Source organism: Streptomyces chromofuscus (assembly GCF_015160875.1).
Lineage (GTDB): Bacteria > Actinomycetota > Actinomycetes > Streptomycetales > Streptomycetaceae > Streptomyces > Streptomyces chromofuscus.
Window position 1 is genome coordinate 4,401,779 of sequence record NZ_CP063374.1, and the last position, 15,476, is coordinate 4,417,254.

General features: G+C 71.2%; 17 protein-coding genes. 9 read left to right on the plus strand and 8 right to left on the minus strand.

The window, feature by feature from the left end; translation table 11 throughout:
- Nucleotides 1-102 precede the first annotated feature (102 nt).
- Nucleotides 103-2,388, minus strand: coding sequence for a transglycosylase domain-containing protein (locus IPT68_RS19855; protein WP_189695749.1), 2,286 nt, complete (start codon nucleotides 2,386-2,388; stop codon nucleotides 103-105).
- Between the two features lie 418 nt (nucleotides 2,389-2,806).
- On the opposite strand from IPT68_RS19855, the gene wblA reads away from it, so the two are divergent.
- Nucleotides 2,807-3,145, plus strand: coding sequence for a transcriptional regulator WblA (gene wblA, locus IPT68_RS19860; protein WP_189695748.1), 339 nt, complete (start codon nucleotides 2,807-2,809; stop codon nucleotides 3,143-3,145).
- A 100-nt stretch (nucleotides 3,146-3,245) separates the two neighbouring features.
- On the opposite strand, the gene IPT68_RS19865 is transcribed toward wblA, so the two are convergent.
- Nucleotides 3,246-4,601, minus strand: a complete 1,356-nt coding sequence (locus IPT68_RS19865; RefSeq protein ID WP_189695747.1) for an ArsA family ATPase — start codon at nucleotides 4,599-4,601, stop codon at nucleotides 3,246-3,248.
- Entirely contained in the window at nucleotides 4,598-5,575 is a 978-nt protein-coding gene (locus IPT68_RS19870) for an ArsA family ATPase (RefSeq protein ID WP_189695746.1), read from the minus strand. The genes IPT68_RS19865 and IPT68_RS19870 overlap by 4 nt, the downstream gene beginning before the upstream one ends.
- 106 nt (nucleotides 5,576-5,681) lie before the next feature.
- On the opposite strand from IPT68_RS19870, the gene IPT68_RS19875 reads away from it, so the two are divergent.
- From IPT68_RS19875 to IPT68_RS19895, 5 genes are all read left to right on the plus strand, one after another.
- Entirely contained in the window at nucleotides 5,682-5,843 is a 162-nt protein-coding gene (locus IPT68_RS19875; RefSeq protein WP_003975360.1) for a DUF4177 domain-containing protein, read from the plus strand.
- Nucleotides 5,840-6,307, plus strand: a complete 468-nt coding sequence (locus IPT68_RS19880; RefSeq protein WP_189695745.1) for a RidA family protein — start codon at nucleotides 5,840-5,842, stop codon at nucleotides 6,305-6,307. The genes IPT68_RS19875 and IPT68_RS19880 overlap by 4 nt, the downstream gene beginning before the upstream one ends.
- A 58-nt stretch (nucleotides 6,308-6,365) precedes the next feature.
- Nucleotides 6,366-7,235 (plus strand): NUDIX hydrolase, encoded by an 870-nt coding sequence (locus IPT68_RS19885; RefSeq protein ID WP_189695744.1) that lies wholly within the window; start codon nucleotides 6,366-6,368, stop codon nucleotides 7,233-7,235.
- A complete protein-coding gene (locus tag IPT68_RS19890) occupies nucleotides 7,232-8,062 on the plus strand; it encodes an MBL fold metallo-hydrolase (RefSeq protein WP_189695743.1) in 831 nt (276 codons plus the stop codon). The genes IPT68_RS19885 and IPT68_RS19890 overlap by 4 nt, the downstream gene beginning before the upstream one ends.
- A 111-nt stretch (nucleotides 8,063-8,173) precedes the next feature.
- Nucleotides 8,174-8,653, plus strand: coding sequence for an SRPBCC family protein (locus IPT68_RS19895; protein ID WP_189695742.1), 480 nt, complete (start codon nucleotides 8,174-8,176; stop codon nucleotides 8,651-8,653).
- Here the strand turns inward: IPT68_RS19895 and IPT68_RS19900 are convergent.
- Both IPT68_RS19900 and IPT68_RS19905 read right to left on the minus strand, forming a co-directional pair.
- A complete protein-coding gene (locus tag IPT68_RS19900; RefSeq protein ID WP_228039774.1) occupies nucleotides 8,631-9,476 on the minus strand; it encodes a nucleotidyltransferase domain-containing protein in 846 nt (281 codons plus the stop codon). The two genes, IPT68_RS19895 and IPT68_RS19900, sit on opposite strands and share 23 nt — an antisense overlap.
- Nucleotides 9,473-10,147, minus strand: a complete 675-nt coding sequence (locus IPT68_RS19905; RefSeq protein ID WP_029382547.1) for a Crp/Fnr family transcriptional regulator — start codon at nucleotides 10,145-10,147, stop codon at nucleotides 9,473-9,475. Before IPT68_RS19905 ends, IPT68_RS19900 begins: the two co-directional genes overlap by 4 nt.
- A 318-nt stretch (nucleotides 10,148-10,465) precedes the next feature.
- Between IPT68_RS19905 and nth the strand changes: the two genes are divergently transcribed.
- The 3 genes from nth (at nucleotide 10,466) to IPT68_RS19920 (ending at nucleotide 13,636) form a co-directional block, all read left to right on the plus strand.
- Entirely contained in the window at nucleotides 10,466-11,584 is a 1,119-nt protein-coding gene (gene nth, locus IPT68_RS19910; RefSeq protein ID WP_189695741.1) for an endonuclease III, read from the plus strand.
- A gap of 82 nt (nucleotides 11,585-11,666) precedes the next feature.
- Nucleotides 11,667-12,362, plus strand: coding sequence for an NUDIX hydrolase (locus tag IPT68_RS19915; protein ID WP_189696166.1), 696 nt, complete (start codon nucleotides 11,667-11,669; stop codon nucleotides 12,360-12,362).
- Nucleotides 12,363-12,439: 77 nt separating this feature from the next.
- Entirely contained in the window at nucleotides 12,440-13,636 is a 1,197-nt protein-coding gene (locus tag IPT68_RS19920; RefSeq protein WP_189695740.1) for a MarP family serine protease, read from the plus strand.
- A 36-nt stretch (nucleotides 13,637-13,672) separates the two neighbouring features.
- Here IPT68_RS19920 and IPT68_RS34190 read toward each other — a convergent pair whose 3' ends face one another.
- The 3 genes from IPT68_RS34190 to IPT68_RS19930 all read right to left on the minus strand — a co-directional run bounded on the left by IPT68_RS34190 (nucleotide 13,673) and on the right by IPT68_RS19930 (nucleotide 15,475).
- On the minus strand, nucleotides 13,673-13,855 hold the full coding sequence (locus IPT68_RS34190) for a hypothetical protein (protein WP_228039775.1): 183 nt from the start codon (nucleotides 13,853-13,855) through the stop codon (nucleotides 13,673-13,675).
- A 178-nt stretch (nucleotides 13,856-14,033) separates the two neighbouring features.
- Nucleotides 14,034-14,972: an alpha/beta fold hydrolase gene (locus tag IPT68_RS19925; RefSeq protein ID WP_189695739.1), complete on the minus strand. Its 939-nt coding sequence runs from the start codon at nucleotides 14,970-14,972 to the stop codon at nucleotides 14,034-14,036.
- On the minus strand, nucleotides 14,969-15,475 hold the full coding sequence (locus tag IPT68_RS19930) for a phage holin family protein (RefSeq protein ID WP_189695738.1): 507 nt from the start codon (nucleotides 15,473-15,475) through the stop codon (nucleotides 14,969-14,971). The genes IPT68_RS19925 and IPT68_RS19930 overlap by 4 nt, the downstream gene beginning before the upstream one ends.
- Nucleotide 15,476: the final 1 nt, after the last annotated feature.

Consider the following 15,476-nt stretch of genomic DNA (forward strand, 5'->3'; position numbering starts at 1 on the left):
ACGCCGATGGGGGCGCCCCTCCTCACGGGGGCGCCCCCATCGGCGTACCACCACCTATGGCGTGCCGTCGGTCCTACCTACGGCATGCCGGGCACCAGCCGCTCACGGCCAGTTCCCGCCGTTGCCGTTGCCGTTGTTCCCGCCGTTGTCGCTGCCCTGGATCCAGCCCTCGGGAAGGGAGAACGTGGGCTCCGGGAACGTCCCGCCGTCCCCGCCGTTGGTCAGCCCCTCGATCAGGCCGCCGTTGTCGTCCCCGTTGCCGTTGTCGTTGCCGTTGCCACGGCCGTTCCCGTCACCGTCCTCGTCCTCGCGGTCGTCGCCGTCCGGGATGTCGACGAGGGTGAAGGACGACGCCTCCTTGCCGGAGAGGGCGCCGGTCATGGCGTCGCGCCAGATCGGGCCGGGCACGCGGCCGCCGTAGACCTTGTCGTGCCAGACGCCGCCGATGCTGATGTTCTCCATCTTGACCTGCTGGGTGGCGCTGCCGACCCAGACCGCGCCCGCCAGGTTGGGCGTGTAGCCGACGAACCAGGCGTTGCGGCGCTCGTCCGTCGTACCCGTCTTGCCGGCGCTGTCACGGTCGGTGAGGCCGGCCTCCTGGCCCGTACCGGAGTCGACCACACCGCGCAGCAGGGTGTTGACGGTGTCGGCGGTCTGCTCGGACATGGCCCGCGAGCAGGTCGACTTCGGCACCTCCAGCGACTTCTGCTGGTCGCCGATCTTCTGGGTGATCGACTCGATGGCGACCGGCGTGCAGTACATGCCGCGCGCGGCGAAGGCGGCGTACGCGCTCGCCATGGTCAGCGGGGAGATGCCCTTGGAGCCGAGGGCGATGGCGGGCACCTCGGGGAGCTTGTCGCCGTTGCCCTGCACGACGTGCAGGTTGTCGGTCATCTTCGCGACCGGGCAGAGGCCGATGTCGGAGATCATCTGCACGAAGTAGGTGTTGACCGACTTGGCCATCGCCTCCTTCAGCCGGTACGGCCCGACCTCGGACTCGTCCTCGTTCTCGACGGTCGCCCTGTCGTTGTTGAGCCACTGTTTGCCGGAGCACGTCTGGACCGGGCTCGGATACTCCATGTCGTACGGCGACGAGTACTCCTGCGTGGCCGGCCGCCCCTCCTCCAGCGCCGCCGCGGCGACGAAGGGCTTGAAGGTCGAACCGGTCGGGAAGCCGTAGTTGGAGCCGCCCCAGGCGGAGTCGACGGAGTAGTTGTACTCCGTCTCGTTCTTGTTGTAGCCGTACGGCTTCGACTGGCCCATGCCGAGGATCTTGCCGGTGCCGGGCTCGACCAGGGTGGTCGCGGCGGCCACCTGGTCGTCCTTGTTGACGTGGTCGGCGAGCGAGGCCTGGACCGACTCCTGGGCCTGCGGGTCGAGGGTGGTCTTGATGGTCAGACCGCCCTGGTTCCAGATCTTCGCCCGCTCCTCCTTGGTCTTGCCGAAGACCGGGTCGTTGAGGAAGACCTTCTCGACGTACTTGCAGAAGAAGCTGGCGCCCTTGACGGCCGTGATGCAGCCGTTCTGCGGCCGGCTGACCTTCAGCTCCAGCGGCTGCCGCATGGCCTTGTCGGCGTCCGCCTGGGAGATGTCGCCGGTCTCGGCCATCCGCTGCAGGACGATGTTGCGCCGCTTGGTGGCCTCGGCCTCGTCGTTGACCGGGTCGTACCGGCTGGGCGACTGGACGATGCCCGCGAGGAGCGCCGCCTCCTGCAGTTCGAGGTCCTTGGCGGACTTGGAGAAGTAGCGCTGGGAGGCGGCCTCGACGCCGTACGCCTGCTGGCCGAAGAAGGTGATGTTCAGGTAGTTCTCGAGGATCTTCTTCTTGCCCAGCTCCTCCTCGACCTGGATCGCGTACTTCAGTTCGCGGATCTTGCGGCCGAGGGTCTGCTGGGTGGCCTGCGCGACCTTCGTCGGGTCGTCGCCTGCCTCCTCCACGAAGACGTTCTTCACGTACTGCTGGGTGAGCGTGGACGCGCCCTCGGCGACGCCGCCGCTCTGCGCGTTGCGGTTCAGGGCGCGTAGGACGCCCTTGAGGTCGACCGCGCCGTGCTGGTAGAAGCGCGAGTCCTCGATCGCGACGATCGCCTTCTGCATGTACGGCGAGATGTCCTTGAGGTCGACCACCGTGCGGTCGCGCGAGTAGACCGTGGCGATGTGGTCGCCGCGGGAGTCGAGGATGGTGGTCCGCTGGCTGAGCGGCGGGGTCTTCATGTTGGCGGGGAGCTCGTCGAAGCTCTCCACCGAACCCTTCGCCGCCAGGCCCAGCGCGCCGACGGCGGGCAGCGCGATGCCGGCCATGACGGCTCCCGCGAGCACACTGACACCGAGGAACTTGGCGGCCTGCTGCGTTGGCGACAGACCACCGCCCGAGCGCTTCTTTGGCATGAGGGCAGCCTACGTTCTCATTCGCCGGACACGCGTATATGCCTTGGCCTAAGCTGCTCTCAACTGTCACAGCAGTAGGACCACGTATCAATACGTCCGGCGACCCCGAATCGTTCCGGATCCCCTCGGCCTTTTTCTCCGAGGTGTGTTGGGTGCGTGTCCGAATCGGCCTTGTGTGTCACCGGGCGTCCGTTGTGACGCAACTGAACCATCCCGAAATGTCGGGTTGGTCGCGCATGTCGCGGGCTCACTCCCCCGGGTGATCTGCCGCCTACGCATAGTCCGTTCGGACCATTCAAGATTGGGCCCGCTGGGGGTGTTGCGCTGTGCCCACCTTCCGTAACGTCCTCAACTGGCGGCGGTGAATATGCCGCTGCCGCCGTGGGGGAGCCTCGATTCGGGAGAGGACGGCGCCGGTATGGGCTGGGTAACCGACTGGAGTGCGCAGGCGGCCTGCCGCACTACCGATCCGGATGAACTGTTCGTTCAGGGAGCAGCGCAGAACAGGGCCAAGGCGGTGTGCACCGGATGTCCGGTACGCACGGAATGTCTGGCCGACGCGCTGGACAACCGCGTCGAGTTCGGCGTGTGGGGAGGAATGACCGAGCGGGAACGCCGCGCACTGCTGCGCAGGCGCCCGACCGTCACCTCCTGGCGCCGGCTGCTGGAGACCGCGCGGCTGGAGTACGAGCGGGGGGCCGGCCTGGTGCCCCTCGACGACGACGAGGTGTACGAGAACTACGCGGCGGTGAGCTGAAGGCCGCGGTGAACCGTTGGCGCGGTGAACCGATCGCGCGTGGCGGACCGAAGGCTGCGGTGAGCTGAAGGCTGCGGGCGCCCCCTGAGGGAGCCCGCCTTCAGACGTCGTCGACGGGCAGCTCCGGCCGGTGGGCCGCGAGCCGGTCGCCGATGTTCCGCAGCCCTGTGAGGTCGTGCACATCACCGGGCAGCGCGGCCACTTCCACCACCGCCACCTCGGGGTGCAGTGCGGTGAAGCGGTCACGCGTGCGCTGCTCGCGGGCGATGAGTTGCATACGTTCCGCGTGCAGCCTCAGCAGGCCCGCGGTGAGCTGTTCGGCAGGGCTCTGCGAGGTGTTCTCGTCCGTGACGACGGGGGAGTCGTCCTCGTCCGTGGCGGCGGGGGAGTCCTCGTCGGGAGCCGGTGTCCGGGAAGCATGCGCATCTGAACTGCCGTACGTGTCGGGAGAGTTACGAAGTCCAGCTTTCCCTCCCCCCTGATCCACAATGCGGGGCTCCTCAAGATTTTCCGCGGCGGCGAGCGCCCGCTCGGCCGACAGCCGGTCGGCGCCGCTGCCGTGGACCCGGTTGAGCACCAGCCCGGCCAGCGGCATGTCCTCGGCGGCCAGCCGCTCCACGAAGTACGCCGCCTCGCGCAGCGCGTCCCGCTCGGGGGCCGCCACCACCAGGAACGCCGTCCCGGGCGCCTGGAGCAGCTTGTACGTCGCGTCCGCGCGCGTGCGGAACCCGCCGAAGGTGGTGTCCATCGCGGACACGAACGTCTGGACGTCCTTCAGCAGCTGACCGCCGAGCAGCTTGCCGAGCGTGCCGGTCATCATCGACATGCCGACGTTGAGGAACTTCATCCCCGCCCGGCCGCCCAGTTTCGCCGGGGCCGTCAGCAGCCGGATCAGCCGACCGTCCAGGAACGACCCGAGCCGCTTGGGTGCGTCGAGGAAGTCCAGCGCGGAGCGCGAGGGCGGGGTGTCGACGACGATCAGGTCCCACTCGTCCCGGGCCCGCAGCTGGCCCAGCTTCTCCATCGCCATGTACTCCTGCGTGCCCGCGAAGCCCGCCGAGAGCGACTGGTAGAAGGGGTTCGACAGGATCGCGGCGGCCCGCTGCGGATCGGCGTGCACCTCGACGATCTCGTCGAAGGTGCGCTTCATGTCGAGCATCATGGCGTGCAGTTCGCCGTCGCCCTCGACGCCCTTCACCCGGCGCGGGGTGTTGTCCAGCGAGTCGATGCCCATGGACTGCGCCAGCCGGCGGGCCGGGTCGATGGTGAGCACGACGACCTTGCGGCCGCGCTCGGCGGCCCTGAGGCCCAGCGCCGCCGCCGTGGTGGTCTTGCCGACCCCGCCCGAGCCGCAGCACACCACGATGCGGGTCTCCGGGTCGTCGAGCAGGGGGTCGATGTCGAGCACGCGCGTGGGCGCGAGACGGTGGTGCGTCGATGTGGGGTCCGGACTCATGAGACGTCCTGCTTCCGCAGTTCGGTGGCGAGTTCGTACAGGCCCGCCAGGTCCATACCCTCGGCGAGCAGCGGCAGTTCGTGCAGCGGCAGGCCCAGCTCGGCCAGCACGGCCCGCTGTTCGTGCTCCAGCAGATACCGCTCGGCGTACTCCTCGGCCTGCGCGAGCAGCGGGTCCACCAGCCGCTCGGCGTTCTGTCCGCGGCGCGCCCCGCCGAGTCCCGCGGCCGACAGCGACCGGGCGAGATCGGCGCGCGGCACGGTCCGTACGAGTTCCAGACCGGACGTGTCCAGCACCTCGGGCCGCACCATGTTCACGATGACCCGCCCGACCGGCAGCTTCGCCGCCCTCAGCTCGGCGATCCCGTCCGCGGTCTCCTGGACGGGCATCTCCTCCAGGAGGGTCACCAGGTGGACGGCCGTCTCCGGGGACTTCAGCACCCGCATCACGGCCTGCGCCTGATGGTGTATCGGACCGATCTTCGCCAGCCCGGCGACCTCGTCGTTGACGTTCAGAAAGCGCGTGATCCGGCCCGTGGGCGGGGCGTCCATGACGACGTAGTCGTACACGAACCGCCCGGACCTGTCCTTGCGCCGGACCGCCTCGCACGCCTTGCCCGTCAGGAGCACGTCCCGCAGGCCGGGGGCGATGGTGGTGGCGAAGTCGATCGCGCCGAGCTTCTTCAGGGCCCGTCCGGCGCTCCCCAGCTTGTAGAACATCTGGAGGTATTCCAGGAGGGCCAGTTCGGGATCTATGGCGAGGGCGAACACCTCTCCGCCTCCCGGGGCGACGGCGATCTTGCGTTCCTCATACGGCAGCGCCTCCGTTTCGAAGAGCTGTGCGATGCCCTGTCGGCCCTCGACCTCGACGAGAAGCGTCCGCTTCCCTTCCGTGGCCAGAGCCAACGCGAGGGCCGCGGCGACCGTCGTCTTGCCGGTCCCGCCCTTGCCGCTGACGACCTGGAGCCTGCTCACGTCTTCGAGCGTAACCAGTTCGGGCGGGAACCAATCGGCGCCCTGTGGACAACCGTCACTCCGGTCGGCCGCGAGGACCGCCGTCAGCAGCGGATACAGTCGCCCCATGACCAAGTGGGAATACGCAACCGTGCCGCTGCTCGTCCACGCCACGAAGCAGATTCTGGACACCTGGGGCGAGGACGGCTGGGAGCTCGTCCAGGTCGTGCCCGGGCCGAACAACCCCGAGCAGCTGGTGGCCTACCTGAAGCGGGAGAAGCAGGCGTGAGCGCGGTCGAGGCGAGGCTCGCGGAGCTGGGCCTGACGCTGCCGGAGGTCGTCCCGCCGCTGGCCGCGTACCAACCGGCCGTGCAGAGCGGCCCCTACGTCTACACCGCCGGCCAGCTCCCCATGGTGGAGGGCAAGCTCCCGGTCACCGGCAAGGTCGGCGCGGAGGTCACGCCGGAGGAGGCCAAGGACCTCGCCCGCACCTGCGCCCTGAACGCCCTGGCGGCCGTGAAGTCCGTCGCCGGTGATCTGGACCGCGTCGCGCGTGTGGTGAAGGTCGTGGGGTTCGTCGCCTCCGCCGCGGACTTCACGGGCCAGCCCGCGGTGCTGAACGGCGCGAGCGAACTGCTCGGCGAGGTCCTCGGCGACAAGGGCGTGCACGCGCGCAGCGCCGTGGGCGTGGCGGTGCTGCCGCTGGACGCGCCGGTGGAGGTCGAGATCCAGGTGGAGCTCGTCCAGCCGTAGTAGCCGAGGTGATCACTGCCTCTCGAACATCCGCTCACCACGGGATAGCCTCGCGCCCATGGCGAACGGTCAGTGGTACCCCCCGGAGTGGCCGGACCGGATCCGCGCGCTGGCGGCGGGCTCGCTCACGCCGGTGACCCCCAAGCGCGCGGCCACGGTCATGCTGCTCCAGGACACCCGTTCCGGCCCCGTCGTGCACATGCTGCGCCGCCGCGCCTCCATGTCCTTCGCGGCGGGCGCCTACGCGTACCCGGGCGGCGGCGTCGACCCGCGCGACGACGAACGTCACGTGCGCTGGACGGGCCCCACGCGCGCGTGGTGGGCGGACCGGCTCGGCGTCGACGAGACGGCCGCCCAGGCGATCGTCTGCGCGGCCGTACGGGAGACGTACGAGGAGGCCGGCGTCCTCCTGGCCGGACCGACCCCCGACTCCGTCGTCGGCGACACGACCGGGCCCGACTGGGAGGCCGACCGCGCCGCCCTGGTCGCGCGCGACGTGTCCTTCGCGGAGTTCCTGGACCGGCGCGGCCTGGTGCTGCGCTCGGACCTCCTGGGCGCCTGGGCGCGGTGGATCACCCCGCAGTTCGAGGCCCGCCGCTACGACACCTGGTTCTTCGTCGCCGCCCTGCCCGGCGGCCAGCGCACCCGCAACGCTTCCACAGAGGCCGACCGCACGGTGTGGATCCGGCCGGCCGAGGCGGCGGCGTCGTACGACAAGGGCGAGCTGCTGATGATGCCGCCCACGATCGCGACGCTGCGGCAGCTGACGGCGTACGGGACGGCCGCCGAGGCGCTCACGGCGGCCCCGGGCCGCGATCTGACGCCCGTCCTGGCACAGGCCCGTATGGAGGGCGACGAGATCGTGCTCTCGTGGCCGGGCCACGACGAGTTCACCAAGCACATCCCGAACGGTGGAGCCCCCGCATGACGGACGCAAGCGCCCTTCCCGGCCGGCCCCGGGGTGCGGTCCTCACCGGACCGGCCACCCCGCGCGCGGTCAACGTCCTCGCGCCCAACCCCTCCGCGATGACGCTGGACGGCACGAACACCTGGATCCTGTCCGAGCCCGGCTCCTCGGTGGCCGTGGTGGTCGACCCGGGCCCGCTGGACGAGGGGCACCTCCGTCACGTCGTCGACACCGCCGAGCGGGCCGGCACGCGGGTCGCCCTCACCCTGCTGACCCACGGCCACCCGGACCACGCGGCCGGCGCGGCCCGCTTCGCCGAGCTGACCGGCACCAAGGTACGGGCCCTGGACCCGCGGCTGCGGCTCGGCGACGAGGGGCTGGCGGCCGGGAAGGTCGTCGAAGTCGGCGGCCTGGAGCTGCGGGTCGTAGCGACGCCCGGCCACACCGCGGACTCGCTCAGCTTCCACATCCCGGCCGACCAGGCGATTCTGACGGGGGACACCGTCCTGGGACGCGGCACGACCGTCGTGGCGCACCCGGACGGCCGCCTGGGCGACTATCTGGACTCCCTGCGGCGGCTGAGGTCCCTCACGGTCGACGACGGCGTCCACACCGTCCTGCCGGGCCACGGGCCCGTCCTGGAGGACGCCCAGGGCGCCGTGGAGTACTACCTCGCCCATCGCGCCCACCGTCTGGCCCAGGTCGAGACGGCCGTCGAGGACGGCTACCGCACCCCGTCCCGGATCGTCGCCCACGTGTACGCCGACGTGGACCGCTCCCTGTGGCCGGCGGCGGAGCTGTCGGTGCGGGCCCAGCTGGACTACCTGGAGGAGCACGGGCTCATCTAGCGCTGCGCGGCGGCGGGGTGGAGGTGCGCGGCCGGAGTGCCGAGGTGGGGCCCCGTCGTGGCGCCCTCACCCTTGAGGAGACGTCCGTGTCCTCGAAGGAGCGTGGTCGGCGTGGCCCGGAACCGCCGTCTGATTCCCACCCCTCCGTCAGAGGTCTGGGCCCTGCTCTCCGACGGCCGCCGCTACGGGGAATGGGTGACGGGAACGCAGCAGGTCCTCGCCGTGGACCCGCACTGGCCCAACGCCGGCGCCCGCCTGCGGGTCCGGGTCGGCGTCGGCCGCCTGACCCTCGACGACATCTGCGTCGTCCGCATCTGCGAACCGCGGCGCCGCCTCGAACTGGAGGCGGCGGCGGACCCGTTCGGCGCGGCCCGCATCGCCATGACCCTGCTCCCCTGGGGCGAGGGCACCCACTTCACCCTCGACCGGCACGCGTTGAGGGGCCCCGGCATCCGGATGCACGGCCTTCCCGTGGACTACCTGGTCAAGGTCCGCAACGGCATGATGCTGACGAAGCCGGCCCGCATCGCGGTGCGCGAACGGGCGCAGGCCACCGGGCGGGCCCCGTTCAGTCGGGCCTCGGCGCCTTGACGCCGTGCACGCGCGCGTACTCCTCGGCGAGCCAGGGACCGAGGTCGTCGACGTACGCCCTGAGGACGGCACGGTCACCCGTGGGCTCGTGTCCGAGGGCGGCCGCCGCGCGCATCCGCTCCGCGCGCGTGGGATAGTACGCGCCGAAGATCGCGGCCATCTCCGCCAGGTCGCTGGTCCAGCCGCCCCAGCGGGGCATCACGAGGGTGAACCCCGTGCGTACGAGGTGCCGGGACATGAACCGCACCAGTGGACGCCGGGCCACGTCCGAGTCCTCGGTGCCCGCGATGCGTTCACGCCAGCGGGGCAGCAGCAGGGCGAGGTCGCCGTTGGTCTCGCGCGCGAGGAGGCTGTCCGGCCGGTAGCGCGGCAGCAGCCGGGCGAGGTCCTCCCCCACCAGCCGGGTGCTCAGGCAGGCGACGAACCACCCCAGGTCGTGCGTCTCCAGCTCGCTCAGCAGCCGCGCGCGGCTGTACAGCAGCGTCCCGACGCCGTCGATCTCGGGGAACTCGCCGTCCAGCGCCTGCCCCAGGGCACGGGCGTCGGCCCGGTCCGCGTCACCGGGCTCCTCCCGCAGCGCGACCAGCAGGTCCAGGTCACTGCGCCCCACGCGCGCGGTGCCGCGCGGGATCGACCCGTAGAGGTACGCACTGTGCAGCCGTGCGCCGAAGACCTCCGGCAGCCGGTCACGGGCGGCGGCGACGACGGGTCGGAAACGGGTCTGGACGCGCGCGAGGGAGCCCTCACGCGCGAGGCAGCCGTCGGCGTCGAGGCCCTTGGGGGGCGGTGGTGTCCACACCGCCCCGACGGGGCCGGGCGTCACCGCGAGCGCTTCGCCAGGCGCTCCACGTCCAGCAGGATCACCGCGCGTGCCTCCAGCCGCAGCCAGCCGCGCTGCGCGAAGTCGGCCAGCGCCTTGTTGACCGTCTCGCGGGACGCGCCGACCAGCTGGGCCAGCTCCTCCTGCGTGAGGTCATGGACGACGTGGATGCCCTCCTCGGACTGCACGCCGAACCGGCGGGACAGGTCCAGCAGGGCGCGCGCGACACGGCCGGGGACGTCCGAGAAGACGAGGTCGGACATCGCGTCGTTGGTCTTGCGCAGGCGCCGGGCGACGGCACGCAGCAGCGCGGCGGCGACCTCGGGACGGGCGTTCAGCCAGGGCTGGAGGTCTCCGTGACCGAGACCGAGCAGCTTGACCTCGGTCAGCGCGGTGGCGGTCGCCGTACGCGGGCCCGGGTCGAAGAGTGACAGTTCACCGATGAGCTCGCCGGGGCCGACCACGGCCAGCATGTTCTCGCGGCCGTCGGGCGAGGTGCGGTGCAGCTTCACCTTGCCCTCGGTGACCACGTAGAGCCGGTCACCCGGGTCGCCCTCGTGGAACAGGGAGTCACCCCGCGCGAGGGTCACCTCACTCATGGAGGCGCGCAGCTCCGCGGCCTGCTCGTCGTCGAGCGCCGCGAAGAGCGGATTGCGCCGCAGAACGTCGTCCACGAGTTCTCTCCTTGTCGACCTGCTCAGGGGATCTGGTTTCCCCGGGTGTACCAAGGCACCCTGGTGCCCATTTTGCCGGACCGTCCGAACAGTGTGATCTGTCACAAGGATGCCGCACCGCTGACCCGTGGGAGGTGGCAGGGGTCCAATTGGGCGCTGATCTTCGGGGTCCGGGGCGGATGTCGGTGCCGGGGCTTAGGCTGGCCGGGTGTCCAAAACGCCGGTGAGAGCACAGGCCTAGGGGGCTGACGGGTGGTTGTACGTCGAGATTCCGCTGTGGGCGAACAGGATTCCGGCGGCGGAGGAAAAGCGGCAAAGGTGACAAATCGGGCTACCGCCAGGAAGTCGGCGGCCGCCGGGAGGACCACCGCCGAGAAGGCCGCCCCGGCCGGAGAAGCCGCCCCGGCGAGGAAGGCCGGCGCCGCGAAACCGGCAGCGGCCAAGAAGCCTCCGGCCAAGAAGACGACCGCCAGGAGCGCGGGACCCGTCAAGAAGGCGACCGCCAAGAGCGCGGGACCCGTCAAGAAGGCGACCGCCAAGAGCGCGGGACCCGTCAAGAAAGCCGCCCTCGGGCGCAAGAAGCCCACCGTAGCTCCCAAGAAGGCCTCCGCCCACGTGACCAAGGCCGCGCCCGCGAAGACGGTCACCCCGAAGGCGCCGAGCGACGAGTCCCGTACCGCCTTGGTCCGCCGGGCCCGCCGCATCAACCGCGAACTCGCCGAGGTCTACCCGTACGCGCACCCGGAGCTCGACTTCGACAACCCCTTCCAGCTCCTGGTCGCGACGGTCCTGTCCGCCCAGACCACCGACCTGCGCGTGAACCAGACCACGCCGGCGCTGTTCGCCAAGTACCCCACCCCCGAGGAGCTGGCCGTCGCCAACCCCGAGGAGGTGGAGGAGATCCTGCGGCCGTGCGGCTTCTTCCGGGCCAAGACCAGGTCGGTCATAGGGCTGTCCAAGGCCCTCACGGAGGACTTCGGCGGCGAGGTCCCGGGCCGGCTCGAAGACCTCGTCACGTTGCCCGGCGTGGGCCGCAAGACCGCGTTCGTCGTCCTCGGCAACGCCTTCGGCCGCCCCGGCATCACCGTGGACACGCACTTCCAGCGCCTGGTGCGCCGCTGGCGCTGGACGGACGAGACCGACCCCGACAAGATCGAGGCCGCCGTCGGCGCGCTGTTCCCGAAGAGCGACTGGACGGACCTCTCACACCACGTGATCTGGCACGGCCGCCGCATCTGCCACGCCCGCAAGCCCGCCTGCGGGGCCTGCCCCATCGCCCCGCTCTGCCCGGCGTACGGCGAGGGCGAGACGGACCCGGAGAAGGCGAAGAAGCTGCTCAAGTACGAGAAGGGCGGCTTCCCCGGCCAGCGTCTGAAGCCCCCGCAGGCGTATCTGGACGCGGGCGGCAGGCCGGCCCCGCCCCTGGGGGCCGGATGACGGAAGCAGCGACGCCTCCGCCCTGCCCGGAACGATCTCGGTGCCGTGCCGCGTTGGAAGCATCAGGACGACGGGGGTGGCGATGACACGTGCGAGCGAGACACAGGGCGGCCCGGTGGTGCTCAGCAAGGAGGGGCTGCCCGGCTGGCTGGACCCCGTGGTGCGCGCCGTGGAGACGGTCGAGCCGCGCCAGTTGAGCCGGTTCCTGCCGCCGAAGGACGGCGCGGGCCGGCAGTCCGCGGTCCTCATCCTGTTCGGCGAGGGTGAGCGCGGCCCCGAGCTGCTGCTGATGGAGCGGGCGAGCTCGCTGCGCTCGCACGCCGGGCAGCCCTCCTTCCCCGGTGGCGCCCTCGACCCCGAGGACGGCGACCCGCAGGGCGACGGGCCGCTGCGGGCCGCGCTGCGCGAGGCGGAGGAGGAGACCGGTCTCGACCCCTCCGGTGTGCAGCTGTTCGGCGTGCTCCCCAAGCTCTACATCCCGGTCAGCGCCTTCGTCGTGACGCCGGTGCTGGGCTGGTGGCGGGAGCCGAGCCCGGTGGGCGTCGTCGACCCGAACGAGACGGCGCGCGTCTTCACGGTCCCCGTGGCTGATCTCACGGACCCCGCCAACCGTGCCACCGCCACCCACCCCAGCGGCCACCGAGGTCCGGCATTCCTGGTCGAATCGGCCCTTGTCTGGGGCTTCACGGCCGGAATCATCGACCGCCTGCTGCACTTCGCGGGCTGGGAGAGACCGTGGGACCGCGGCAAGCAGGTCCCGCTCGACTGGCGGTCATGACAGGGTGACCTTCGTGCTGTTGCCGGGCCCCGGCCGACCAGGAGTGATCGCGAAGTGATGAGGCGAGGCTAGAAGCGGTGAACGTGCTGGACATCCTGTTGCTGGTCGCCGCCGTGTGGTTCGCGATCGTGGGCTATCGCCAGGGCTTCGTCGTCGGCATCCTGTCGGTGATCGGCTTCCTCGGCGGCGGCCTCGTCGCGGTCTACGCACTGCCCCTCGTCTGGGACGCGCTCACCGACTCCGAGGTGAGCACCACGGCCGCCGTGGTCGCCGTCGTGGTCGTGATCGTCTGCGCCTCGGTCGGCCAGGCGCTGACCACCCACCTCGGCAGCAAGCTGCGCCGGTACATCACCTGGTCGCCGGCCCGCGCCCTGGACGCCACCGGCGGCGCCCTCGTCAACGTCGCCGCCATGCTGTTGGTGGCGTGGCTGCTCGGTTCCCTCCTGGCCCAGACCACCCTGCCGACCATCGGCAAGGAGGTGCGCAACTCCAGGGTGCTGCACGGCGTCGACCAGGCGCTGCCCGGGCAGGCCGACACCTGGTTCACCGACTTCGCCTCGGTACTGAAGCAGAACGGTTTCCCGCAGGTCTTCAGCCCGTTCGCCAACGAGCCCATCACCGACGTCCAGCCGCCCGACCCGGCCCTCGCGGGCAGCCCGGTCGCCGCCCGCGCCCAGCGCTCCATCGTCAAGGTGATGGGCACGGCCGAGAGTTGCGGCAAGGTCCTGGAGGGCACCGGCTTCGTCTTCGGCGAGCGCCGCGTGATGACCAACGCGCACGTCGTGGGCGGCGTCGACGAACCCACCGTCCAGATCGGGGGCGAGGGCCGGCGGTACGACGCGACGGTCGTCCTGTACGACTGGGAGCGCGACATCGCCGTACTCGACGTACCCGATCTGGACGCGCCCGCCTTGAAGTTCTCCACCGAGGACGCGGTCAGCGGGGACAGCGCGATCGTCGCCGGCTTCCCGGAGAACGGCGCGTACGACGTGCGGTCCGCGCGCGTGCGCGGGCGCATCACCGCCAACGGCCCCGACATCTACCACCGGGGCACGGTCCGCCGCGACGTCTACTCGCTGTACGCGACCGTCCGCCAGGGCAACTCCGGCGGTCCCCTGCTCACGCCCGAGGGCGAGGTCTACGGCGTCGTGTTCGCGAAGTCGCTCGACGACGCCGAGACGGGGTACGCGTTGACCGTCGACGAGATCCGCGAGGACATCACCGAGGGTCGTACGGCGAACCAGCAGGTGGACAGCGACAGCTGCGCCCTGTGAGGTGTGCGTACGGCCGGCCCGCCGGCCGTACGGGGGTCAGCCGCGCGGGTGACGCAGCCGTACCGAGACCCAGCGGGCCCGGCGGCGCAGAATGCGCGGGATGCCCACCCTCGGATCGTCCGTGCCCGCCAGTTGCGGGGCGCCCCGGCGGTGGGAGCTCGAGCCGTTGCCCGAGCGGCGAGTGCGTGCTGCGTCACTGTAGTCGTGCGTCCAGCCCATACCCCGACGTCTGCCCCGTCCCAAGGTCGATAACCGCGTCCCGGGCGCCCAATTGGCTTATGCGCCAGGCATGTGGCAGTTCGTCGTACAGACGTACCGCTCCGCATGCCGAACGCGTCGACGCGCGACTGCCCGGGCTCTTAGCCCGCCGTCCGGATGAGCGAGACCCGGGCCAATCTCAGCGGTCCGGCTCGGGGTCCTTCAGCCAGCTGATCAGCTCGTTGGAGAACGCCACCGGGTCCTCCTCATGGGGGAAGTGGCCGAGTCCGTCGAACAGGCGCCAGCGGTACGGGGCTTCGACGTACTCGCCGGAGCCGGCCGCGCTGCGGGTGCGCATCACCGGGTCGAGGGAGCCGTGCAGATGCAGCGTCGGCACTCGCACGGGGCGCTTCATCCTGCGGTTGAACTGGATGCCGTCGGGCCGGGCCAGGGAGCGGACCAGCCAGCGGTACGGCTCGACGGAGCAGTGTGCCGTCGACGGAATGCACATCGCACGCCGGTACGTCGCCACCGCCTCGTCCTCCGGCAGCCGCGGCCCGGACCAGTCCCGGATCAGCCGGCCCACCAGCGCCCCGTCGTCCGCGACGAGCTGCCGCTCCGGGATCCACGGCCGCTGGAACCCCCAGATGTGCGAACTCGCCGCCGTCTGCCGCACGTCGGCGAGCATCGCCGAGCGCCAGCGCCGGGGATGCGGCATCGACGCCACCACCAGGCGGCGTACCAGTTTCGGCCGCATCACGGCCGCCGTCCACGCGAGATAGCCGCCGAGGTCGTGCCCGACCAGCGCCGCGTCCGGTTCACCGAGCGAGCGGACCACGCCGGTGATGTCGAGGGCGAGGTTGGCCGGGTCGTAACCCCGGGGCGTGCGGTCGCTGCCGCCGACGCCCCTGAGGTCCATGGCGACGGCCCGGAACCCGGCGTCGGCGAGCGCGACCAGCTGGTGCCGCCAGGCCCACCAGAACTGCGGGAAGCCGTGCACGAGCATCACCAGCGGTCCGTCGCCCAGCTCCGCGATGTGGAAGCGGGCGCCGTTCGCCGCCACGTCCCGGTGCGTCCAGGGGCCTTCGGGCCGGACGACCGATGCGGGCTGCGCCGAGGGGGTGCCGGATTCCGTCATGACGTCGAGCGTGCCACAGCCTCGATGGCCTCCGGCGCGCGGTCCCGCGGAAGCTCGGTCAGCTCCGGCCGTGCGGGGCGTGGGTGCGGCTTGGCCTTCTGCAGCACGCCCGCCGACTCCTTCACCGACGCGGCCACCCTCTGCGGGCCCTTGCCCTTCTTGGCCTTCTTCGCGAACACCAGGCCGATCAGCGCGAGGACGAGGGCGATCAGGACGTTCGCCGCGAAGGACAACAGGAAGCAGAGTGCCAGGTTCCAGTCGGTCCAGGTGTGGATGCCGTACGCCAGTGCGAAGTTGAGCATCGGCAGGGAGAACAGCAGCACCGCGCCGGCCGCCGTGAACGCGCCGCCGCTCGTCGCACCGCGCTTGACGTCCTGCCTCAGCTGGGCCTTGGCCAGCGCGATCTCGTCGTGCACCAGCGCCGACATCTCGGCCGTCGCGGAGGCGAACAGCTGGCCGATGCTGCGTTCGGCGCCGACCGGGCTGCCGTCGGGTGCGCTCATC